This window comes from Nonomuraea sp. NPDC001684 (assembly GCF_053596515.1).
Genome location: NZ_JBSFGJ010000127.1, coordinates 1 through 21998, shown reverse-complemented (window position 1 = coordinate 21998; position 21998 = coordinate 1). Strand labels below are relative to the sequence as shown.

20 protein-coding genes, 4 tRNA genes and 2 pseudogenes are annotated in these 21998 nt (G+C 71.3%); 12 read left to right on the top strand and 14 right to left on the bottom strand.

Annotated features, from left to right (window positions below):
- Positions 1–2095: class IV lanthionine synthetase LanL (gene lanL / locus ACWCSD_RS22965; protein ID WP_449917678.1), on the bottom strand; the 2095-nt coding region annotated here is incomplete at its 3' end.
- 81 nt (positions 2096–2176) lie between these two features.
- Here lanL and ACWCSD_RS22960 point away from each other — a divergent pair.
- Positions 2177–2773, top strand: a pseudogene (locus ACWCSD_RS22960) (transposase); the annotation flags it as partial.
- Positions 2774–3280: 507 nt separating this feature from the next.
- Here ACWCSD_RS22960 and ACWCSD_RS22955 read toward each other — a convergent pair.
- Positions 3281–3739, bottom strand: coding sequence for a hypothetical protein (locus tag ACWCSD_RS22955; protein WP_449917676.1), 459 nt, complete (start codon positions 3737–3739; stop codon positions 3281–3283).
- Between the two features lie 345 nt (positions 3740–4084).
- Between ACWCSD_RS22955 and ACWCSD_RS22950 the strand changes: the two are divergent.
- Positions 4085–4552: pseudogene (locus tag ACWCSD_RS22950) on the top strand (tyrosine-type recombinase/integrase); the annotation flags it as partial.
- Between the two features lie 152 nt (positions 4553–4704).
- On the opposite strand, the gene ACWCSD_RS22945 reads toward ACWCSD_RS22950, so the two are convergent.
- Positions 4705–4779: transfer RNA gene (locus ACWCSD_RS22945), tRNA-Val, on the bottom strand.
- Positions 4780–5230: 451 nt separating this feature from the next.
- On the opposite strand from ACWCSD_RS22945, the gene ACWCSD_RS22940 reads away from it, so the two are divergent.
- The gene (locus ACWCSD_RS22940) at positions 5231–5647 is read left to right on the top strand and encodes an SsgA family sporulation/cell division regulator (RefSeq protein ID WP_020547189.1); all 417 of its coding nucleotides are present in this window, start codon (positions 5231–5233) and stop codon (positions 5645–5647) included.
- 60 nt (positions 5648–5707) lie between these two features.
- Here ACWCSD_RS22940 and ACWCSD_RS22935 read toward each other — a convergent pair whose 3' ends face one another.
- Complete coding sequence (locus ACWCSD_RS22935) at positions 5708–6337, bottom strand: DUF305 domain-containing protein (RefSeq protein ID WP_449917674.1); 630 nt, start codon at positions 6335–6337, stop codon at positions 5708–5710.
- A gap of 82 nt (positions 6338–6419) precedes the next feature.
- On the opposite strand from ACWCSD_RS22935, the gene ACWCSD_RS22930 reads away from it, so the two are divergent.
- Complete coding sequence (locus ACWCSD_RS22930) at positions 6420–7802, top strand: LVIVD repeat-containing protein (protein WP_397165744.1); 1383 nt, start codon at positions 6420–6422, stop codon at positions 7800–7802.
- A 48-nt stretch (positions 7803–7850) separates the two neighbouring features.
- On the opposite strand, the gene ACWCSD_RS22925 is transcribed toward ACWCSD_RS22930, so the two are convergent.
- Genes ACWCSD_RS22925 through ACWCSD_RS22915 form a run of 3 tightly spaced genes read right to left on the bottom strand, consistent with a single transcriptional unit; the run spans position 7851 to position 10575 of the window.
- Positions 7851–8681, bottom strand: a complete 831-nt coding sequence (locus tag ACWCSD_RS22925; protein WP_397165746.1) for an aminotransferase class IV — start codon at positions 8679–8681, stop codon at positions 7851–7853.
- The gene (locus ACWCSD_RS22920; protein WP_358285607.1) at positions 8678–9628 is read right to left on the bottom strand and encodes a chorismate-binding protein; all 951 of its coding nucleotides are present in this window, start codon (positions 9626–9628) and stop codon (positions 8678–8680) included. The genes ACWCSD_RS22925 and ACWCSD_RS22920 overlap by 4 nt, the downstream gene beginning before the upstream one ends.
- A gap of 29 nt (positions 9629–9657) precedes the next feature.
- Positions 9658–10575: a LysR family transcriptional regulator gene (locus ACWCSD_RS22915; RefSeq protein ID WP_397165748.1), complete on the bottom strand. Its 918-nt coding sequence runs from the start codon at positions 10573–10575 to the stop codon at positions 9658–9660.
- 21 nt (positions 10576–10596) lie between these two features.
- On the opposite strand from ACWCSD_RS22915, the gene ACWCSD_RS22910 reads away from it, so the two are divergent.
- On the top strand, positions 10597–11790 hold the full coding sequence (locus tag ACWCSD_RS22910) for a Rid family hydrolase (RefSeq protein ID WP_449917668.1): 1194 nt from the start codon (positions 10597–10599) through the stop codon (positions 11788–11790).
- A 7-nt stretch (positions 11791–11797) separates the two neighbouring features.
- Here the strand turns inward: ACWCSD_RS22910 and hutH are convergent, their stop codons facing one another.
- Genes hutH through ACWCSD_RS22895 form a run of 3 tightly spaced genes read right to left on the bottom strand, consistent with a single transcriptional unit; the run spans position 11798 to position 14667 of the window.
- Positions 11798–13348: a histidine ammonia-lyase gene (gene hutH, locus ACWCSD_RS22905; protein ID WP_397165751.1), complete on the bottom strand. Its 1551-nt coding sequence runs from the start codon at positions 13346–13348 to the stop codon at positions 11798–11800.
- 15 nt (positions 13349–13363) lie between these two features.
- Positions 13364–14071 (bottom strand): ArsR/SmtB family transcription factor, encoded by a 708-nt coding sequence (locus tag ACWCSD_RS22900; RefSeq protein ID WP_449917664.1) that lies wholly within the window; start codon positions 14069–14071, stop codon positions 13364–13366.
- A 44-nt stretch (positions 14072–14115) separates the two neighbouring features.
- Positions 14116–14667, bottom strand: coding sequence for a hemerythrin domain-containing protein (locus ACWCSD_RS22895; protein ID WP_352331522.1), 552 nt, complete (start codon positions 14665–14667; stop codon positions 14116–14118).
- 112 nt (positions 14668–14779) lie between these two features.
- Here ACWCSD_RS22895 and ACWCSD_RS22890 point away from each other — a divergent pair, with 112 nt between their 5' ends.
- The 5 genes from ACWCSD_RS22890 to ACWCSD_RS22870 all read left to right on the top strand — a co-directional run bounded on the left by ACWCSD_RS22890 (position 14780) and on the right by ACWCSD_RS22870 (position 16930).
- Positions 14780–15979 (top strand): hypothetical protein, encoded by a 1200-nt coding sequence (locus ACWCSD_RS22890; RefSeq protein ID WP_449917660.1) that lies wholly within the window; start codon positions 14780–14782, stop codon positions 15977–15979.
- Positions 15980–16139: 160 nt separating this feature from the next.
- A tRNA-Gly gene (locus ACWCSD_RS22885) sits at positions 16140–16211 on the top strand.
- A gap of 15 nt (positions 16212–16226) precedes the next feature.
- Positions 16227–16297 (top strand) — tRNA-Cys (locus ACWCSD_RS22880).
- Positions 16298–16304: 7 nt separating this feature from the next.
- A tRNA-Val gene (locus ACWCSD_RS22875) sits at positions 16305–16379 on the top strand.
- Between the two features lie 119 nt (positions 16380–16498).
- A complete protein-coding gene (locus ACWCSD_RS22870) occupies positions 16499–16930 on the top strand; it encodes a nuclear transport factor 2 family protein (protein WP_397165757.1) in 432 nt (143 codons plus the stop codon).
- Positions 16931–17025: 95 nt separating this feature from the next.
- On the opposite strand, the gene ACWCSD_RS22865 is transcribed toward ACWCSD_RS22870, so the two are convergent.
- The 3 genes from ACWCSD_RS22865 to ACWCSD_RS22855 all read right to left on the bottom strand — a co-directional run bounded on the left by ACWCSD_RS22865 (position 17026) and on the right by ACWCSD_RS22855 (position 18959).
- Positions 17026–17859, bottom strand: a complete 834-nt coding sequence (locus ACWCSD_RS22865) for an alpha/beta fold hydrolase (RefSeq protein ID WP_449917657.1) — start codon at positions 17857–17859, stop codon at positions 17026–17028.
- A gap of 67 nt (positions 17860–17926) precedes the next feature.
- A complete protein-coding gene (locus ACWCSD_RS22860; protein WP_449917655.1) occupies positions 17927–18250 on the bottom strand; it encodes a hypothetical protein in 324 nt (107 codons plus the stop codon).
- Between the two features lie 100 nt (positions 18251–18350).
- Positions 18351–18959: a TetR/AcrR family transcriptional regulator gene (locus ACWCSD_RS22855; protein WP_397165762.1), complete on the bottom strand. Its 609-nt coding sequence runs from the start codon at positions 18957–18959 to the stop codon at positions 18351–18353.
- Between the two features lie 103 nt (positions 18960–19062).
- On the opposite strand from ACWCSD_RS22855, the gene ACWCSD_RS22850 reads away from it, so the two are divergent.
- Both ACWCSD_RS22850 and ACWCSD_RS22845 read left to right on the top strand, forming a co-directional pair.
- Positions 19063–20436, top strand: coding sequence for an APC family permease (locus tag ACWCSD_RS22850; protein WP_397165763.1), 1374 nt, complete (start codon positions 19063–19065; stop codon positions 20434–20436).
- Positions 20433–21083, top strand: a complete 651-nt coding sequence (locus tag ACWCSD_RS22845) for an NAD-dependent epimerase/dehydratase family protein (protein ID WP_397165764.1) — start codon at positions 20433–20435, stop codon at positions 21081–21083. Before ACWCSD_RS22850 ends, ACWCSD_RS22845 begins: the two co-directional genes overlap by 4 nt.
- Here the strand turns inward: ACWCSD_RS22845 and ACWCSD_RS22840 are convergent.
- The coding region (locus tag ACWCSD_RS22840) for an MFS transporter (RefSeq protein WP_449917650.1) at positions 21070–21998 on the bottom strand (929 nt) is incomplete at its 5' end. The genes ACWCSD_RS22845 and ACWCSD_RS22840 overlap by 14 nt on opposite strands.

Here is a 21998-nt window from a genome sequence, read left to right as displayed (position 1 = left end):
GGCCCGCGTGGAGCATCGCGGTCCCGTTGCCGGCGATGGCGTGCGCGAAACCGAAGTGGTTGGCCCCGGCCAGCCCCGAGTCGAACGTCTGCGGCGTCGGCCACTGCGGGTGGCCGTTGCTGTACGACCGCGCCTGGTGCAGGTTCTGGAAGGCCTCGGCGGCCCGGTCCCGTAGCGCGAGATCTCCCGAGGCCAGGGCGATGTGCAGGAGCGCCGTGCCGCATCCGGCCAGGCCGTGCGTCATGTCGGAGCTGGGGTGGTCAGTGGGCAGCCGCCGCGCTGTCCGCACCGCGAACCGGGCCAGCTCGGCGTCGCCCATGGCCGTCGCCGCGTCGTACAGCGCCCACACCGCGCCGGAGCGCCCGAAGTGAAGGCCGGGCGGCCAGACGTCCTCGGCCGCCAGCCGCCGCCTCAACCAGCGGGCGAGTTCGGCAGTCGCCGGGACGTGCGGTTCGGCCCGCGTCAGGACGCCGAGGATTCCCGCCGCGCCGCCGTTGACCGAGCACGGATCGGCTTCGACGCCGTCGGCGGCGTCGGGCCACGGCGAGGGGGCGTCCTCGCTCGTGTCCATCGTCTCCACCAGGTGCGCGATCCCGTCGTCGATCAGGCGGCCGATCCGCCGCGACGGCCGGGACCGGTGGTGGGGAGCGGCCCGCTCCGGGGCGAGCGCGGTGAGGAAGCGGAGGCAACTGTCCAGCGACCAGCGGCGCTCCGGTTCTGTCGCCAGCAGGCCCTCCACCAGCGGTCGCAGCAGGGCGAGCGTGGGGTTGGCCGCTGCGACCGCCGCCACCCTGGCCGCCTGGTCGGGGCCCGGCGGGTCCAGGTGGGCCCCGACCGCCAGGAAGTACGCCATGGCGCCGAGGCTGTAGAGGTCGGCGGCTGCGTGCGGGGCGGGCCGGAACTCCCCCGTGTGGCCCGCCAGCTCCGGGGCGAGGTAGCCGGGGGTCCCGCCCACCATGACGGTGGTGCCCGGCACGGCCGCGTGTTCCAGGTCGATGAGCCGTAGTTCGCCGCCGGGCGAGATCATCACGTTGTTCGGCGACAGGTCGCCGAACACGTAGCCTCGGCCGTGCAGCGTCTTCAGCGACGCGATCAGGCGGCTGATGACGGGCAGGACCTGAGCCGGCGCGCTGCCGAAGCCGTCCTCGCCCAGTGGCCCGGCATTCTCGTCCGACCAGCGCTGCAGCGTGATTCCCGGCACGAACTCCTCGACGAGGAAGGTGTGGCCGCCCTGCTCGAAGAAGTCCACCACGGCCGGCGTGATCCCGGCCGTGGCGAGGTCCTCCAGGCAGGAACGTTCGGCCGCGATCCGATCCCGCGCGTCGCGGCCGCTCAGATCGGCGCACGCGTGCGGACGCCCCTCCTTGACGACGACCTCGTGGCCGGTGGCGGTGTCCTCGGCGAGGTAGACGCCGCCCCGGTTGGCATGCCGTACGGCCTTACGGACGATGAACCGGTCATTGAGCATCACCGCAGACGCCCGCGGGCGCCGGCTCACCCCCGGAACCTCGAACGGGCAGATCGCGAACGGCGGCGGGGAAAAACTCGGCCGCCGTTCGTCGGGAACGAGCCGGCCCTCCGGAGAACGCAGCCGAATCTCGTAGAACCCATCGTTGCCGAGCACACGATGCCCGCTGAAGGCGCCGTAGCGGTAGTGGACGATCCCGCCTGCCCGGTACGGACGATCGGAAAGGATCACCGGGCCGGGAAGTCCCCGGGTGACGTCATCGAGCAAGGCGGCCAGGCGTACCGACTCGGCGTCGTCGAGGGGATAGGCGGTGATGAACTTCCCGGCCTGCGCCCGGCTGCAGTGCGGTTCGAGGAATTTCCAATAGTCGCTCAGCCGGGCGGGGAACTTGAAGGCGCAACGGGCCTCGGTGAGCACTCGCGAGACGCGGGCGAGCGTCACCGGGGCGGAGAGCATCGTCGCGGAGACGTGCAGCTTCCATCCCTGGTGGGGCATCGGGTAGGCGTCGGGAGTGACCTTGCACCACAGGTCGTCCTCGGCGATCGACCACTCCCGCGCGGCCGCGCGCCCGAGTTCGGCGGTCACGATGTCGCGCAGAATGGCCGGGTCTTCCGAATGCGTGCCCACGTAACCCGCTTCCGCTCTCGCCGCTCTCCTGCGAACCGAGAGTCGCTAAATGCTCTTGCAGATGAATGGGAAATGAATTGAATGCGAGGTGAAGGCCGGTTTCCCGGCCGAAGGAGAGCGCGACCCGCTTTACCGGGCGCATTTATTTGCCTTTTTGTTTCGTCCGTTGAATGGCTCTCGAAGATCGTGTTCGTTGGAGCGTTGAGCGCGGCGTCCAAGGACACGTCGTCCACGGCGAGCGTGGCGTCCAGGACGGCGAGGTGCTCGGCGATCACCTGCCGGGAGCCGGTCGGCCCAGTCGACGATCGCGCCGCCGGACAGGTTGGCGATCGCCCCCGTCATGGCACCGGCTGCCGGCGCGTCGACGACAACGTGGGGACGGATGCCGATGCCCCGGACATTGCCGGGTGCCGGCGCAGCGGCCAGGACCCGCGAGAACACCTCCCTTCCGGGCGCGCTCACGGCGTGCCCCTGGATGCCGCCCACAGCCGGCTCGGAACCAGGCTCGGACAACGTCAGGACGACCCGGTCGAAGACGGCGCCGACCGGCTGGCCTTCCTGCGCACCCTGACGGCGCGCGGCCTGTCCGGCGTCCACCTGGTCGTCTCCGACGCCCACCACGGGCGGGTGGAGGCCATCTGCGGCACTTGGCGACCACCAGCTCGGCCTTCTCGCTGCTGGTCAAGCCGGGCTCCAAGCCGCGATCGATGCGGTCTTGCCACCGCCAGGTATGGATCGTCTGACTGTTGATCTCCAGATCGTGCGCCAGGTCGGTGACCTTGCGCCCCGCCTCGAGAAGGGCCGGAACCTTGCGCCGGAGCTCTGGATGGTAGCCCCGTCGTCCTTTGCCACTTTCCTCTCATCAAGTGGCACAAGATTCCAGTAACCCACCTCTACTCAACCCAGGACACAGCATTCGAAACCCCTCCACCTGCACCTGACGAGTGGGCGATACTGGGATCGAACCAGTGACCTCTTCGGTGTGCAGCAGGCATATTGACAAGGCGATCAGGCGTATTTGCTCCTCAGGTCCACATTTGGTGGGCACTCATGTGCATGGTCACGCTGCGGCGGGCCTCCCTGACGTCACTCGATTTGTCACTCAATCTCTCGATCCCCGGCTGCCGTCGTCCCATCGAAAGAGGTAGTGGGTCAGCTACGCGGCCTTGCGCCCGGTACCAGGGGTCATGAAGTCGGCGGAACGGGCCAGCCAGACCACGGCCAGGAGACCGGCGACCGCCACGACGTCGTCGTGCCCGCCATCGTGAGCACGACGGGCAGCACCAGAGCGAGGATGCCGTACTTGACAGTGGCCCGCCGGAAGCGGTTGTCGTCCCGCTGCGCCCGCGGGGCCAGCACGTTCCAGATCAAGGACGCCAAGCCGGCGACCGATGCGAGCGCTCCGACTGCGTGCCCGGCCAACGCCAACCCCAAGCCGACGGCGGCGCACCCGCATCCCAGGGCGCCGCTGACACGCAGGATGAGGACATGTCTTCGGGTGCCTCCCAGGGCTGGAGAGAGCAGGAGCACGACCCCGAGCATCGGCGCGAACGTCACCACCGCCACCCACGGGGACCAGGTCGTCAGGAACGGGGCGACCAGGGCGGACGCCGCCGCGAGGTACAGCACCACGCGCAACCGCATTGCGTCCCGGTCCTGCTCCGCCAGCGGCCCAGTCAGCGGCCCGGGCAGGAACTCCCACAACGCCAGGCCACCACCAGTCCCGCCAGGATCAACAGGACCACGTTCGGCCGCGTCACCTGGACGCTCGCGTCCGGTGCCGCGAACAACGTCATGCACCACAACACCCCGAGATCACCGGCGGCCAGCGCGGAGAGGCAGACGCTTGTGACTATGAGGGCGGGAATGCCTGCACGGTGACGACGGATCACGTGACACTTCCCAGAGGACAGCAGGTGACGGGGGGGGGGACGCCTCCCTAGCGAGCCGGGCACTCGCAGTCATGCGCGGGCCTCACCGGAGGTCGGCGTGACGATCGGCCCCATTGCCTTGATCCAGGAAGAGAACCTGAGTGGTGTGTGCCTCAGCTCGAACGGTTGGGATCGCGAAGACTTCGCCGTCCATGTCTGGCGGTCGGTGCGTGCCGGCGGGGACACCAAGGCTCCCAAGTCGCGCCGTACGCTCCGGCTTCCCCGTCGACGCGTTCGGGCCCTGGTCGCGCGCTGGGATCATCTGAACGTCCGTGGCGCAGCCCCAGGCTATGGTCAGGATGCGGGACTGATCTTCGCCACCCGGAACGGCACCATGATGAGCGCAGGCAACGTGCGTCGCGAGTTCCGCCGGGTGATCACGCGGGCCGGTCTGGTCGGTGCCGACTGGACGCCTCGGGAGATGCGGCACAGCTTCGTGTCACTGTTGTCCGCAGACGGTGTCCCCATCGAGAGCATCGCGCGGCTGATCGGACATGCCAGCGGATCAGCAGTCACCAAGAAGGTCTATCGGCACCAGATCCAGCCCGTCATCCAGGACGGCGCGACTGTCATGGATCGGATCTTCCCTGGTGACGCCCCCGAGCGGGACAGTCACTCAGCTGGTCACCGGAAAGATCAAAAGGGCCACTTCCCATGTTGGGACGTGGCCCTTGACCTTGGTGGGCGATACTGGGATCGAACCAGTGACCTCTTCGGTGTGAACGAAGCGCTCTCCCGCTGAGCTAATCGCCCGCCCTGTCGGCGCCTTGCGGTGCTGACGGGGAAAACCATACCGCACTCTCGGGGTGGTGGCGAAACGGAGCGGTCGCGGGGCGATCTTCGGGAGCTCCTGGCGCGAGGGATTCGAGCGAAAGGCGGCGGTTGCCCATCGGCGTGGTGGGTCGGTGTCATACCATCGACGTGTCCCGGAAGACACCGATCGCGATCTTTTCGGTAGAAACGTTCTTGGTCGAGCCCGTCGGGGCAGGCTCTACAACAGCAAAACCCTCGCAAATACGACCCGATTGATGCCGTTTAGCCAGGTAGATGCCTAAATGTCCAGCTGTGATGTGCGTTACAGAAGGCCCTTGAGGCGGAATCTTTCCTACAGGTTTCTTCGTTCCGCGTCATAGCTCAGGACGAAGTCCGTCAGAGCAGTGAAAGCCCCGAAGAGGGGACCTACGACGAAAAGGTTTGGCTGACGATGAACAGCACCACCGTCTCCGCCGAGCTTGGCCTTCGGCTAGTGGTCCCCGACCGTACTACCGTCCCCCTGCTCGCCGGACTGAGCTACACAGCCGACGATCCGTATGCCATCCGCATGGCCTTCCACGTAGGGAACGACGAGCCGGTCGAGTGGATCTTTGCTCGTGAACTGCTGACCGTAGGCATCGTGCGGCGGGTCGGCGACGGCGACGTGCAGGTATGGCCCGCACGCGCCGATGGCGAGCGCACCCTGCACATCAGCCTCACCTCGCCGTTCGGGCAGGCGCTCTTCGAAGTGCCGCTGGCCCCCCTCACGGAGTTCCTCCACCGGACGTACGAGAAGGTGCCCGCGGGGCGCGAGACCGATTTCATGGACCTGGACGCCGAGCTCACCAACATGCTCTGGCCGTCCTGAACCGTCGCCATCCGAGGCCCCGGCGTCCACCCCGACGCCGGGGCCTCGGCATGTGCGGCGTCAGGACGGGAGGGACGGGAGGGACGGGAGCGTGGTCGCGGCCTGGCGCATACGTTCGATCTCGATGCTCTGGCCGGAGTAGACGTCCCTGGCCAGCAGGCGCATGCGGTAGTCGCGGCCGCCGGCCAGCTCCTCCCCCGCCATCTTCACCGCCCCCTGGTGGTGCCGGGTCATCAGGCGCAGGAACAGCTGGTCGAACGCGGCCCCCTTGGCCCCTCGCAGGGCGTTCAGCTGCTGCTCGGTGGCCATGCCGTAGCCGGCCGCCGCGCCGTGGTCGTGGCCGGCGGGGGCCGGGCGGCCCAGTTCGGCGAGCCAGACGGTCATGGACCTGATCTCGGGGGTCTGGGCGGCGGTGATCGAGCGGGCGAGCGCGCGGATGACCGGGGTGGTCGTACGGGCCTCGACCAGGGAGGTCATCTCCAGCGCCTGCCGGTGGTGCGGGATCATCGCCTCGGCGAAGCGCACGTCGGCGGCGAGGGTGGGGGCCGGGCTCGGGCCGACGCGTTCCCCGGGGGTCGCCGTCCTGGCCGGGGCTCCGGGGCTGGCGGGCACCAGGACGGGGGCGTCCGTCCCGACGACCGGGATGTCCGGGGCAGGCGGCTGAGAACAGGCCGAAAGCGCAAATGTCATCACAACTGTGATGGAGATCGTACGCGGCCACCAACGTGCTGGCATAACTTCCATAGTGAGCCACGAGAGATAAAGGGGACGCGTGTTGATCTTCGCCAAGTTGCGCGGAGCGGTGTTGTGCGCGGCGTTGTTGCTGGCCTCGGCCTGCGCGGCGGAACCGCCGTCGGCCGGTGATCCGGGGCCCGCCTCCTCGAAGGAGAGCGGCACGGCGTCGGGCACGGCCTCAGGCACGGGCGAGGTGCTGACCAGCGCCAACGTCAAGCACGTGGCGAACGTCCCGCGCTCCGGCCCGTTCGCCGGGGACGACAACTTCAACACCGACCTGGCCTTTCAGGGCGATTACGCGTTCGTCGGGAACTTCGCCGGGTTCACGATCTATGACATCAGCGACCCGGCCAAGCCCAAGACGGTGAGCCAGGTGTCCTGCCCGGCGCAGCAGAACGACGTCAGCGTGCACGGCGACCTGCTGATCCTCTCGGTCGACGAGCCGCGCGACAGCGCGGGCTGCGACTCCAACGAGGAGACCCGCAACTGGGAGGGTCTGCGCCTGTTCGACATCAGCGACAAGAAGCGCCCGCGCTACGTCGGCGCGGTGCTGACGGACTGCGGCTCCCACACCCACACCATGGTCCCCACCGACGACAAGCTCTACGTCTACGTCTCCTCCCCCGGGCCCGAGCCGGACTCGCGGACCTGCTCGCCGCCGCACCAGAACATCCAGATCGTGGAGATCCCGCTGGACGACCCCAAGTCCGCCAAGGTCGTGGCACAGCCGAACATCTTCCCCCAGGAGCAGAACACCGAGATGTTCGCGGGCTGCCACGACATCACCGCCTACCCGGAGAAGAAGCTCGCCGCGGCGGCCTGCTTCGGCGACGGCGTGCTGCTCGACATCTCCGACCCGGTCAACCCACGGGTGATCCAGCAGATCCGGGACACCGAGAACTTCCAGATCTGGCATTCGGCGACGTTCAACAACGACGCGACGAAGGTCGTCTTCGGGGACGAGCTGGGCGGCGGCAGCCAGGCCACCTGCGACGCCGGCACGCCGCGCACCAAGGGCGCCGACGCCGTGTACGACCTGGTGAACGGCAAGCTGGAGCGCCGCGGCTACTTCAAGATCCCGCGCAACCAGGAGCCGGACGAGAACTGCGTGGCCCACAACGGCTCGCTGATCCCGGTGAAGGGCAAGGACGTCATGGTCCAGTCGTGGTACCAGGGCGGGGTGTCGATCTGGGACTTCACCGACTCGGCCAACCCGAAGGAGATCGGCTTCTTCGAGCGGCGTCCGTACCCGGAGGGCGGCATCGCCGGCTCGTGGTCGGCCTACTACTACAACGGCTACATCTACTCCAGCGACATGCGCGAGGGCCTGGACGTGCTGCGCATCGACGACCCGATCACCGATCCGGCCAAGCAGGTGAAGATGGACGAGTTCAACGTACAGACGCAGCAGTCGTACTGACGGACGAAGGGACAGGGCCCCGGAGGCGGGGCCCTGTCCGAGGGCGGGTCAGGGGTTGAGGTCGGCGGCGGCGCGCTCGGCGAAGATCCGCATGGCCTTGGCGGTGATCGGGCCGGGCGCGGTGGGCAGCTCGGTCCGGTCGACCAGCCTGATCGGCTGGATGTCGCGGGTGGTGGAGGTGAGGAACGCCTCCTCGGCCTCGTACAGGGCCTGCAGCGGGACGTCGGTCTCCTCGCCGCCGCACCATTCGAGCACCAGCGCGCGGGTGACGCCGGCCAGGCAGCCGGAGGCGAGCGTGGGGGTGATCAGGCGGCCGTCGCGCACGATGAAGATGTTGGAGCCGGTGCCCTCGCACAGGTCGCCCGCGAGGTTGCCGAAGATCGCCTCCCCGGCGCCCTGGTTCTTGGCGTGCAGCAGGGCCTTGGCGTTGTCGCCGTAGGAGGTGCTCTTGACGCCGGACAGCGCGCCGCGCTCGTTGCGCGGCCAGGGGACGACGGCCACGTCGGCGGTCTCGGGGAACGGCTTCTGCTCGTCGACGATGACGATCGAGGTGGTTCCCTGGTTGCCCCGGTCGGAGCCGAGCGGGCCGGGACCGCTGGTGTAGGTGATGCGGATGCGGCCGAGCGGCCAGGCGGGGGCGGCCGCCAGCAGCTTGCCGACGCCTTCGGCGATGGCCTCGACGTCGGGCTCGGGCAGGTCCATGCGCTGGGCCGAGAGGGTGAGCCGGTCGAGGTGCCGGGTGAGCGCGAACGACTCGCCGTCGACGATCTTGATCGTCTCGAAGACGCCGTCGCCGACCATGAGCCCGTGGTCGAACACGGACACGGTGGCCTGCGCGGGGTCGATCAGTTCCCCGTTGACCCAGACAGGGATGTTCATGCGTTTCCTCCTGAGGATGCCAGTGAGATGAGCCTGGACGCCTTCAGCTCGGTCTCGGACCATTCACGCGCGGGGTCGCTGCCCCACGTGATGCCCGCGCCGGTGCCGAAGCGGATCTCGCCTGCTGAGATCCAGAATGTTCTGATGCCCACGGCCAGCGCCGCCCTGCCCCGGTCGGCGTCGACCCAGCCCACGGCACCACAGTAGGGCCCCCGGGGGACCGGTTCGAGCTCATTGATGATGCGCAGAGCGGACGACTTGGGCGCGCCCGTGACAGACCCGGGCGGGAAAGTGGCGGCGAACAGCTCCGGCCAGCCCGCTCCGGGCGCGAGCCTGGCCCGCACGGTGGAGACGAGGTGGACGAGACCCGGATGCTCCTCGACCGCGCACAGGGAGGGCACCTCGACCGAGCCGACCGCCGCGACCCGGCCCAGGTCGTTGCGGACCAGGTCGACGATCATGACGTTCTCGGCGTAGTCCTTCTCCAGCAGGTCGGCGGCGGTGACGCCGGTGCCCTTGATGGGGCCGGACTCCACGACGTCGCCCTCGCGCGACAGGTAGAGCTCCGGCGAGGCCGACACCACGCTCAGCCCGGGCACGTCGACGACGGCGGCGTACGGGGCCGGGTTGCCCTCGGCCAGCCGCGCGGCCAGCGCCAGCGGGTCGGCGCCGGGCGGGACGGGTGCGGACAGGACGCGGCAGAGGTTGGCCTGGTAGACCTCGCCCCGCTCGATGTGGTCGCGGATCGCGCGCACGCCGCGTTCGTAGGCGGCCCGGTCGAGCGAGGTATGCCACTGGCCCGGATGTGGACCGTGCCAAGGGCTCCTGGGCGAGGGCAGCGCGGACGGGCGCACGCGGTCGAAGCGGGCGCAGGTCGCCGTGCCCTCGTAGTCGACGACGACGGCCCACCAGCCCTCGCCGTCGAGGGCGGCGAGGTCGGTCGTCACGTCGCGGAGTCCGGTGGCGAGATGACCGTTTAAGTGGGCGAAACCGTCGTACACATCTCCCATTGTCCCAGCATCTCGACCAGTTGCAGCGCGGAGGGCAGGGGAACCTCGGGAAGGGCCGCGTACACCGTGCGGACGGGGGTGGCCTCGCGCAGCGGTTTGAGCACCAGGTTCGGCGGCACCGCCCGCGCGGCCAGCTCGGGCACCAGCGTCACGCCGAACCCGGCGGCGACGAACCCGAACTTGCCTGACCATTCGGCCACCCGCAGCCCGCCGCGCGGCGTGAACCCGGCGGCGGCGCACGCGGCCACCAGCGGCGTCGGCTGCCCGCGCGGCGCGGCCTCGATCCAGCTCTCCTCGGCCAGGTCGCGCAGGTCCACGTCGGGCTCGGCGGCCAGCGGGTGGCCGGCGGGCAGCGCGACGAGCAGCCGGTCCTGGCAGAGCCGGACGAGCCGGGCGTCCTCGGCGGGCAGTCCAGCCGGGTAGTCGCTGATCACGGCCACGTCGAGCGCCCCGGCGTGCAGGCGTTCCATGAGCCGCGAGGTCAGCGCCTCCGTCATCCGCAGCTCGACGCCGGGGTGGGCGGCCAGGAAGCGCTTCAGCGTGGAGGGCATGAGGTCGACGTTGGCGGTGGCGAACGCGCCCACGCGCAGCGTGCCGCCGCGCCCGGCGTGGATGGCGGCCAGCTCCTCGCCGGCGCGGGCCAGCCGGTCGAGCACGGCGACGGCGTGCCGGTGCAGGGCCGTGCCGGCGGGGGTCAGGCGCACGCCGCGCGCCAGGCGTTCGAACAGGGGGCCGCCGCCGGCCCGTTCCAGCGCGGCGATGCGCCGGGAGACCGCGGACTGGGTGTAGCCGAGCAGCTCGGCGGCGGCGGTGAAGGAACCGCTCCTGGCCACCTCGTCGAAGAGGCGGAGGGCTTGGAGGTCGAAGGCATTCGTCTCATGCATGGCTGCCATGCAATCTAGTCGGTGGTGGAATACCTCGCATCCCTGTTCACTGTTCCCGTGATTGCATTTCTCGGACAGGGACGCATGGGCGTCCCCATGGCTCGGCGACTCGTGGAGACCGGGCACAAGGTGACGACGTGGCGGCGCGGGACCGGTGTGACGGCCGCCGAGGCGGTGGAGGGCGCCGAGCTGGTGATCAGCATGCTCAGCGACCCGGCGGCGGTGCGCGAGGTGCTGACGGCCGCGCTGCCCGGTCTGCGGCCCGGCGCGACGGTGGTGGAGATGTCCACGATCGGCCCGGAGGCGGTGCGCGAGCTGCGGGAGCTGCTGCCCGCGTCGGTCGCGCTGGTGGACGCGCCGGTGCTGGGCAGCGTGGGCCCGGCGGCGGACGGCTCGCTGGTGGTGCTGGCCGGCGGCGACGTGTCGGGCTGCCGCGAGGTGTTGTCGGTCTTCGGCGGCGTGCGCGAGACCGGGCCGCTGGGGTCCGGCGCGGCGATGAAGATCGCCGTCATGAGCGCGATCGTGCCCGCGCAGGTGCTGGTCGCCGAGACGCTGGCGTACGGGGCGGCGCACGGCGTGGACCGGGACGCGCTGCTCGACGTGCTGGTCGGCACGCCGCTCGGCCAGGTCGCCGAACGGCTGCGCACGCCCGCCACCGAGACCCGGTACTCGCTCGGCCTGGCCGCCAAGGACCTGGAGCTGGCGGCGTGGGAGGGCGCGTCGATGGCCACGGCCGCCCGGCGACGCCTGCAGGAGGCGCGGGCGGCCGGGCTGGGCGAACGCGACCTGACGGCGGTGGCCGAGCACGTCGGGGGCGCCCCGGCCGCGCGCGCGGTGCCGCTGAACCTGTCCACGATCCCGGCCACGAACGGCGCGTACTCGCACGCCGTCCGGGTCGGCGACATGCTCTACGTCTCCGGCCAGGCCGCCTTCGACGAGCAGGGGCACGTGGTCGCCCCCGGCTCGCTGAAGGACCAGGCCGAGCACATCTTCGCGGTCACCACGCGCATCCTGGCCGACCAGGGCGCGACCTGGCAGGACGTCGCCTTCATCCGCACGTACCTGACGGACATGGACGACATCCTCCAGCTCAGGGACGTGCGCAACCGGTACGTCACCGGCACTCCCCCGGCCAGCACGACCGTCGAGGTGTCGAAGCTGTTCCGGCCGGGGCTGGTGATGGAGATGGACCTGATCGTCGCCCTCCCCCGCTGAGCCGGGGTTAGTCGAGCGGCCCGGTGACCGACTCCACCGCGGCCACGACGCCGCCCTCGGCCACCAGCCGCACGGCGGACTCGATCTCCGGCGCGAGGAAGCGGTCGGGGCCCGGCGCGGGCACGTTCTCGCGCAGCGCCCTGACCACGGCCGCGGTCGCCGGCGCGGGCTCCAGGGGGGCGCGCAGGTCGAGCGCGCGGGCCGCGGTGAGCACCTCGACGGCCAGCACCCGCGTCAGCCCGTCGATCGACCTGCGCAGCTTGCGCGCCGCCGACCAGCCCATGGAGACGTGGTCCTCCTGCATGGCCGAGCTGGGGATGGAGTCGACGCTGGCGGGCACGGCCAGCCGCTTCAGCTCCGAGACGATCGCGGCCTGGGTGTACTGGGCGATCATGTGGCCGGAGTCGACGCCGGGGTCGTCGGCCAGGAACGCGGGCAGGCCGTGGTTGCGGGCCACGTCGAGGAAGCGGTCGGTGCGGCGTTCGGACATCGAGGCCAGGTCGGCGGCCACGACGGCGAGGAAGTCGAGCACGTAGCCCACGGGCGCGCCGTGGAAGTTGCCGTTGGACTCCACCCGGCCGTCGTCGAGCACGGCCGGGTTGTCCACGGCGCTGGCCAGCTCCCAGCCGGCCACGGTGGCGGCGTGCGCGATCGTGTCACGGGCGGCGCCGGCGACCTGCGGGGCACAGCGCAGCGAGTACGCGTCCTGGACGCGGGTGCACGCCTGCGGGTCGCGGTGGCTGGCCATGACGCCGGAGCCGGCCAGGATCCTGGTCATGTTGGCGGCGGACCTGGCCAGACCGGGGTGCGGGCGCAGGGCCTGGAGCTCCGGCATGAAGACGCGGTCGGTGCCGAGCAGCGCCTCCACGCTCATCGCCGCGCTGATGTCGGCGGTCCTGACCAGCCTGGTGAGGTCGGAGATGGCCAGGATGAGCATGCCCAGCATGCCGTCGGTGCCGTTGATCAGGGCCAGGCCCTCCTTGGCGGCCAGCTCGACCGGCTCGATGCCGGCCTGCTTGAGCGCCTCCCCGGCGGGCTGGAGCTCCCCCGCGGCGTCGCGGACGACGCCCTCGCCCATCAGCGTCAGCGCCACGTGGGCCAGCGGCGCGAGGTCGCCGGAGCAGCCGAGGCTGCCGTACTCGTGCACGACCGGCGTGATGCCGGCGGTGAGCAGCGCGGCCAGGGTCTTGGCGGTGCCCGGCCTGATGCCGGTGTGGCCGGTGGCCAGGGTGTGCAGGCGCAGCAGCATGAGCGCGCGCACCACCTCGGTCTCCACCTCGGGGCCGCTGCCCGCCGCGTGCGAGCGCACCAGCGAGCGCTGGAGCTGGGCGCGCAGCGCGGGGTCGATGTGCCGGGTGGCCAGGGCGCCGAACCCGGTGGAGACGCCGTAGGCGGGCACGGGGCTCTCGGCAAGTTCGTCCACCCGCTGGCGGGCGGCCGCCATGGCGGCCACCGCGTCGTCGGTGAGCTGCACGGCGGCGCCGTGGCGGGCCACCTTGATGACGTCGTCGAAGCTCAAAGGCTCGGGGCCGACGTTCACGACTCCGTTGTCGCGCATGATCGTCTCTCTCGCTTAGGTAACCGGCGTACCCGATGTTAGCTCCTTACTCGGGAAGATCGCCGCCAGCCCCTCCCTGCCCTCGTCGGTGAGGACCACCGCGCGCGGCACCGATCCGCGCCGGTACCAGCCGCGTTCCAGCAGGACGTCGGTGATCGCGGCGCCCAGGGCGCCGCCGAGATGCGACCGGCGTTCGGTCCAGTCGAGGCATTCCGGGGCGAAGCGCCGCCTGGTCCTGCGGGCGCCCTCGACGTCCACACCCAGGCCCGTCAGCAGCCGTTCGCCGTCGGAGGTGAGGTCCTGGCGGTCGTAGAAGCCGCCGTCCCTGAGCCGGTCGAGCAGGGCGACGCCGGCGCGTCCGGCCAGATGGTCGTAGCAGGTGCGGGCCTCCTCCAGCAGGCGCGCCTGCCGGGACTGCCGCAGTGAGCGCACCGGCGGGCGGGCGCTCACCCTGGCCAGGGTCTCCAGCACCTCGGCGATCTCGTGCCCGGCCAGCCGGTAGTAGCGGTGGCGGCCCTGCCGGACGACGTCGACCAGGCTTCCGTCGAGCAGCCGGGCCAGATGGGCGCTGGCGGTCGCGGCGCTCACCCCGGCGACCCTGGCCAGCTCACCGGCGGCCAGGGCCCGGCCGCCGAGCAGCGCGGTGAGCATGGCGGCCCTGGTGGGGTCGGCGATGAGCGCGGCGACGGGCGCGATGTCGGCGTCACGGGCGATGTGCTCCATGCCCACGACGCTAACGCACCGACATTTCGTCCGGGAACGAAGTGTCAGCCGCTCCCCAGGGCCTTCCTGATGATCTCGCGGGCCCGGTCCATCAGCGCGAGGGGCGTGCCGATCAGCACGTTCTTCGTCGCCGACTCCACGCCGGGACGCGGCCGCAGCGGCCCGACCGCCTCGGCCGCCCGCACCGCCGCCGCCATGGCCCGGCGTTCCACGACGGAGGTGCTGTTGCGCAGCTGGGCGAACTCGTAGCGCTCCTCGCTGCGGGCGTGCATGGTGACCGCCGTGCGCAGCTCGGCCAGCTTCTCCCAGAACGCCGGGTCGTCCACGCCCGCCCGGTCGATCTCGACGAGCAGCCGCTTGGCCCGGTTCTCCTCGGCCAGACGGTCGGCCACCACGCCGGGGCCGCCGTCCACCTTCCTGCGCGCGTAGGGGTGGACGATCTCCTCCTCGGCGGTCTCGTGCACGGCCAGCAGGCGGATCAGCCGCTCGAACGCCTCCTCCACCCGTTCCGGCGGCGCCTGCTCCACCTCGTCGAACAGGTCCCTGATCTGGCCGTGCTGGGCCATCAGCACGTCGATGACATCGTGTTCAGCCACGCCCAGCGGCCTACCCGGGCGCCGGTCGGGCACGCGCCTCCTTACCGAACGCGGATCGTTCGGCGACGCAACGCGGAGGTTGCCCCACCAGGCCGCGGGTAGGCGCAGCGACATGGCCTTCGACCCACTTCAGGAGCGGGGCATCCCGCTGGACGAGCAGCTGCGCGACTGGCGGGAGCTCGACGTCTCGCCCATCGATCCCGACCACGCCGACCCGTACACCCGCTGCCGGATCATCACGATGAACGGCATCGAGACCGAGGCGGTCATGTTCAGCCACCAGCTCGCCCGCCACTGCACCGACCTGGAGCTGAAGCGTCAGCTCGCCCGGGTGCGCCACATCGAGGCGCAGCAGCAGAAGGCGGTCAACTGGCTGCTGCCCGGCGTCGCGTCGGTGCTGGAGACCACCATCGCCTACGAGCAGGTCGCGGTGGACCTGACGGCGTGGGTGGCGCGCATGGAGCCCGACCCGTACCTGACGCAGGCGTACCAGTTCGGGGTGCTGGAGGACTTCGACCACCTCTACCGGTACGCCAACCTCTACGAGATGATCGAGCACCGCAAGGCCGAGAAGATCGTGGACGGGGTCACCGAGGTCATGCCGGGGCGGCCGACGTACCTGCACCACCGGGACCCGGTCGACAACGTGCGCGAGCCGTACGACCGGCACCGCACCGAGCCGCTGTCGAAACTGCACGCCCTGACCGTCATGGCGGCCGAGCAGCAGACCATGAACTTCTACATGAACGTCGGGCCGCTGGCGATGGAGCCGATCGCCCGGCAGCTCTACCAGGAGATCGCCATGGTGGAGGAGGAGCACGTCACCCACTACGAGTCGCTGGTCGACCCGGGCGAGAGCTGGTGGGAGATGCTGCTCAACCACGAGTACAACGAGTGCTACCTCTACCACTCGTTCATGGAGACCGAGTCCGACCCCAGGGTGAAGGCCGTCTGGGAGCTGCACCTGAACATGGAGATCGAGCACCTGCGGCTGGCCTGCGAGCTGTTCAAGCGGTTCGACGGGCGGGATCCCGACCAGGTGCTGGCTCCCGAGCTGCCGCCGCCGGTGACGTTCGAGCCGAACAAGGCGTACCTGCGGGAGCTGCTGGCCACCCAGATCGACTGCACCACGCTCGGCACCGGGTACGTCCAGGAGGCCCACGAGCGCTTCACGCGCATGCAGGAAGCGGTCCTGGGCGGGGAGAAGCCGCCGTCGGAGCGGGTCATCGACGACAACCGGGCGGTGTCGGGGCGGGAGTACCGGCTTGAGACGGAGGGGCCGCATCCGGCGGGCATGCAACTGGGCCGCTGACCGGGCCGTGCCCTCCTTGCGCCTCCGCCCCGGGTCCCGCCCCGGGGCGGTGGGCGCGGCCGGGCCGCACCTGGGACGACCTGCGCGGAAGCGCTCCGGTTTGGGGACTCGGCGAGGATTCGCTAGAGTTCTCTCGTCGCCCGGCACGCGCGGGGCGCACGCGGAAGTGGCTCAGTGGTAGAGCATCACCTTGCCAAGGTGAGGGTCGCGGGTTCGAATCCCGTCTTCCGCTCGGAGCTTCCGGCTCGGTGGCGTGGCCGAGAGGCGAGGCAGCGGCCTGCAAAGCCGTCCACACGGGTTCAAATCCCGTCGCCACCTCTACGAAGGACGATTAGCTCAGCGGGAGAGCGCTTCCCTGACACGGAAGAGGTCACTGGTTCAATCCCAGTATCGTCCACCATCTCTCATCAGCCAGGTCGGCGGGTCGCCGGCCTGGCTGACGCTTTTTCGCGGCCTTTCCGGCCCCTCCCCGGGCGCGGGGCCTGGCGCTTGTAGCAAGCGTTTGGTTCGATCAGGGGCATGGACGTTCAGGAGATCGCCGACCGTCTGGAGATCACCGACCTGCTGGCCCGGTACTCGCGGGCCGTCGACTCCGGCGAGTGGGACCTGCTCGACGAGGTGTTCAGCCCGGAGGCGGTCATCGACTACCGGTCCGCGGGCGGGATCAGGGGCGGGCTGGCGGAGGTCAAGAGCTGGCTCGCCGAGGTGCTGCCGCACTGGCCCGGACGCCTGCACCTGATCGGGGCCCCGCGGATCGTCCTCACCGGGGACGAGGCGCGGGTCAGCGCGCCGTTCACCGACACCCTCGCCCCGACGCGCGACATGGCCGCGGCCGACGCCAAGGGGTTCCTGCACGGCGGCGGCTGGTACCACCACCGCATGCGGCGTACTTCCGTCGGCTGGCGAAGTCAGGAGCTGGTGGAGGAACAGAGCTGGCGCACAGCCCGGTGACCCCACCCCCGCCCCCCCTGGCCCGGCCACTTCCCGACCGGGCAGCCTCCCGAGCGGGCGGCTTCCTGGCTAGGCCGCTTGCGGGTACGGCGGGCTCAGTGTGGCTGTTCGGGGTGGGTTGTGGTGAAGGCGAGGAGGGGGATGGCGGTCTGCTGGGGGTCCTCCAGGATGGGGGTGTGGCCGAGGCCGGGCAGGAGCGCGATCTCGGCCCCCGGCACGACGCGATAGCCGGACGCGGACGAGGCGCGCCACCGGCGGTCGTCCGCGCCGAAGATCACCAGCAGCGGCTTGCCCAGGGGCGCCAGCCGGTCAGGGAGCGGCCGTTCGTGCAGGTAGTCGCGAGTGCCCTGCATGGTCGCGGCGAGCGTGTGGAGGGTCATGCATCGCACCTCGTCCAGCAGCTCGTCCGGGGGCTGGTAGCCGGGACGGCTGAAGCCCGGGCTCGCGAACAGGCGGATCTGCTCGTCGGTCGGCGGCCACTGCGAGGGGGCGAACGCGGCCGACGCCGGGGCGATGAAGGCGTCCAGGTCAGGCCCGGTGTTGATGAGGACGAGCGCCGTCACCAGGCCGGGACGCTGTTCGGCCAGGGCGGTGGCGACCGCGCCGCCGCTGGAGTGGCCCGCGACCACGGCCTCCCGCACGCCGAGCCGGTCCAGCGCCTCGCCGACCCGGCGTGCCTGGTCGGGGGTGGTGTAGCCGCGGTCGTCCGGTTTGGCGGAGCGGCCGTGGCCGAGCAGGTCGATCCGGATGACGCGATGGGAGCCCGTGAGCAGCGGGACCATCTGGTCCCAGGAGCGGGCCGAGGACGCCGAGCCGTGGATGAGGAGAAGGGCGGGGGCGTCGCGGGGGCCGTCCTGGCAGACGTGGAGGTCGCCGTCGTCAAGGGAGAGGATCGTGCTCTCGGTGGTGTCGCCGTGGGAACTGGTCATGAGGCCACTGTGGCGGCCGTCCCGCGCCGGGGGATTGGACGAATGTTCCCTCGGGTTGCTGCCAGGGTTACACGTTCGCCGACATCGAGAACCAGATGTAGCCGACAGTGGTCAGGAGCAGGCACACTGCTCCGATCGCCGCGCCCGCCGAGGCCGCGAAGAGCCGTACGGGCGTGGGCCGCCGTGCCGTGAACGCGTACCCGAGGGCGAGGCCGGCGCCGGGGAGCACCGCGGCCGCGATGCCGCACTTGGCCAGGAGCTCCGTGGGCATCCAGTCCAACCGCCAGATGCTCCAGGCCACCAGTCCGTAGCCGGTGAGGGCCGCTGCGCAGAGCACGGTCAGCCCGAGGGTGGCGTACTTGCGCGTGCCGGGATCAGGGAGGGACGTCACGGGCCGATGATCGCACGGCGTCGCGGCCGCCGGTAGACGCACCGGAGGCGGGAGGGCGGATGGGGTGTGCCGCCCGGACAGACCGGACAGAGGGGCGGGGTCACATGCCGGTCAGGGGGCAGTGGGTGGCGTCTGTGGCGTAGGACAGGAGGAGGTCGCGGGCCGTCTCCGTGTCGAACGGCCGCACCGCGTCCAGCAGGTGCAACCCCAGCCCGTCCTCCAGCGCCACCAGGTTCCTGGCGATCGTCATGGCGTCCCGGGTCAGCGTGAAGACGCCGGTCGCCGACCCCGCCTCCAGGATCGCGGCGTACAGGGCCACCTGCCGCTCGTACAGCCGGATGTGCTGGGCCGCGTACGCCGGGTCGCGCCGGGCGTGCGCCCCCAGCTCGTACAGCAGCACGCACAGCTCGTCGCCCGGACCGGCGGGCAGGCCGCTGCCGATGGTGATGACCAGGCGCCGCCGCAGGTCGGGCTCGCGGGCGGCGGCGGCCTCGCGGGCGGCGCAGAACCGGTCGACCGCCTCGCGCTGCACCTCCTGCAGCAGGCCGGCCATGCTCGGGAAGTAGTACAGCACCGACCCCGCCGACATGCCGGCGACCTCGGCGACGTCGCGCAGCCGCAGGTCGAGGATGCCGCGTTCGAGCACCGCCCGGCGGGCGGCGGAGACGAGTTCGGCCCGCTTCTCCCGGGCCCGGCTGGGTCGCGCCATGGCCGCGATTCTTCATAGGCGCTTCAAAAAACGCAAGCCATCCTTGACGAACGCCCCCGATAGTTCTTTGATACTCGCTCAAGGAACCCCCCAAGGAGGCGTCGTGGCATCAACGGCCGCCCATCCACACCTGCACCGGGGACTCAAGCTCCTCGGCACCCTCCTCCTCACCCTGTCCGCCATCACCCCCGCGTCCTCGGTCTTCATCATCGCCCCCGGCGTGATCTCCCAGGCCGGCAGCGGCGCGATCCTCAGCTACCTGGCCGGCGCCGTCGTGGGCGTGTTCATGGCCTTCGTCTACGCCGAGCTGGGCTCGGCGTTCCCGCTCACCGGCGGCGAGTACGCCATCACCGCCCGGACGCTCGGCCGGCTGCCCGGCTTCGTGGTGCTCGGGCTGATCCTCATCACGCAGCTGCTCATCATCGCCGTCATCGCGCTGGGCGTGGGCGCGTACCTGTCGGTCGTCCTCCCGGGGCTGGACGGGCCGCTGGTGGCGGCCGTGACGTGCCTGCTCACCACCGTCGTGGCGGTCTTCGACATCAAGCTGAACGCCTGGGTGACCGGGGTGTTCCTGGCCATCGAGATGATCGCGCTGGTGGTCGTGGCGGCGCTCGGCCTGTTCAGTCCGCAGCGCTCGCCGGTCGAGCTGATCACCCATCCGGTGGTGGCCGGGGACGGCGGCGCGCTGGTGCCCGCCTCGCTGGGCCTGATCGGCGCGGCGACCGCGGTGGCAATCTTCTCCTACAACGGGTACGGCTCGGCGGTCTACTTCGGCGAGGAGGTGCACGACGCGCCGAAGAGCATCGCCAAGACCGTGCTGTGGGCGCTGGGCGTCACCGTGGCGGCCGAGCTGGTGCCGGTGACGGCGGTGCTGGTGGGCGCGCCGTCGCTGGAGGGCCTGTTCGGCGCGGAGAACATGATGCAGTACTTCGTCACCGCCCGCGCCGGGTCCGTGGCCAACACGGTGATCTCCCTGGCCGTGGCGCTGGCCATCCTCAACGCCGTGCTGGCCATCATCCTCATCACCTCGCGCATGTTGTTCAGCACCGGACGGGACCGCGCCTGGCCCGCGCCGGTCAGCCGCCTGCTGTCGTCGATCCACGCCCGGTACGGCTCCCCGTGGGTGGCCACGGTGCTGACCGGCGTGGTCAGCGCGGCCTGCTGCTTCATCGACGAGCGCTTCCTGCTGGTGGTGACCGGCACCTCGATCGTGGCCGTGTACGCGGCGCTGTGCCTGGGCGCGATCGCCGGGCGGCGCAACGGCACGACCGGCCACGCGGCGTACCGGATGCCGTGGTTCCCGCTCGCGCCGGTGCTGGCGCTGGCCGCGCTGGCGTACGTGATCTACCTCAACGCGCTGGACCCGGCGATCGGCCGGCCCAGCCTGTACGTCACCGCCGGGATCGCGGTGGTGTCGGCGGCGTACTATCTGGGGGTGCTGCGGCGGCGCGGCGGGTGGGATCTGGCTGAACCATGAGAGTGATCATCTTCGGGGCGACCGGCATGGTCGGGCGCGGCGTGCTCAGGGAGTGCCTGCTCGACGAGCGCGTGACGGCCGTGCTCACGGTCGGCCGGTCGCCCACGGGGACGGTCCACCCCAAGCTGCGCGAGCTGCTCCATGCCGACCTGTCGGACCTGTCGGCCGTCGAGGGCGAGCTGTCCGGCTACGACGCGTGCTTCTTCTGCCTCGGCGTGTCCGCGGCGGGCATGAGCGAGCAGGAGTACCGGCGGATCACCTACGACTACACGCTGGCGGCCGGCACCACGCTGGCCCGGCTCAGCCCGTCCTCGACCTTCGTCTACGTCTCGGGGGCCGGCACAGACGCGCACGGCCGCGCGATGTGGGCCAGGGTGAAGGGCGCGACGGAGAACGCGCTGCTCGCGCTGCCGTTCCACGCCTACATCTTCCGTCCCGGCTACATCCAGCCGATGCACGGCGTGACCTCGCGCACCCGCTGGTACCGGCTGGCCTACGTCGTGGCCGCGCCGCTCTACCCGCTGCTGCGGCGGCTGTTCCCGGCGGCGGTGACGACGACCGAGCGCATCGGCCAGGCGATGATCACCGTGGCCGAGCGCGGCGCGCCCGAGCGGATCCTCGGCCCGGCGGCGATCAACGCCCTGTGACGGCGGCCCGCGGCACCGGCCGCCCGGCCCCCGGGATCAGCGGCACGGCCAGCAGCGAGGCGAGCGCGGCCAGCCCCCACACTGCCTCCCACGAGGCGAGGCCGAGCACCACCGGGACGAGCAGCGGGGTCACGAAGCCCGAGGCGAAGCAGGCGGTGCCCTCCAGGCCGAGCGCGGTGCCCGCCCTGGCCGCGCCCGCCATGGCGGCGATCTCGGTGTAGGCGATGCCGTGCCAGGAGTTGGCCAGCAGGCCGCCGATGGCCAGGGCGGCGACGGTGAGCGGGGTGGGCGCGGAGGTGAGCACGGCGGCGGCGGCCATCACGACCCCGGACAGGGTCCCGATGGCGCGGATCCAGGTGCGCCGCCCGCCGCGGCGGTCGGTGCGCCGGCCGGTCCAGATGCGCGCCGCGCCGCCGCCGAGCTGGGCGACGAGCACGGTGAGGGCGGCCAGGCCGGCGCCGGCCCCCTTGACGTCGTGCAGGAAGATCGCGGTGAAGGACAGCACGGCGAACTGCGGCACGGTGAGCAGCCCGCTGGCCAGCGCCACCCGCCACACGTCCCAGCGGCGCAGCGGGGAGGGGCCGGGCTCCGGGGCGGCGGCCGCGGCGGCGGGCGCCGGCTCGTGCAGCCAGCGCCAGGTGGCCGCCGCCGCCAGCAGGCAGAACACCGCCGGTACGGCGTAGACGGCGCGGAACCCGTACCGCTCGGCGAGCCAGGGCAGCAGGGCGACCCCGACCGCGCCGCCGACGGGGATGGCCGTCTGGCGGACGCTCATGGCCAGCCCCCGCTCGCCGTCGGCGAACCAGGTCATGACGGCCCGCCCGGAGGCGCCGTTCACGCTGCCGCCCAGCGCCCCGGCGGCCAGCAGGCACGCCGCCAGCAGGGCCACCCCGGCGTGCTCGGCCGGCGCCGTCA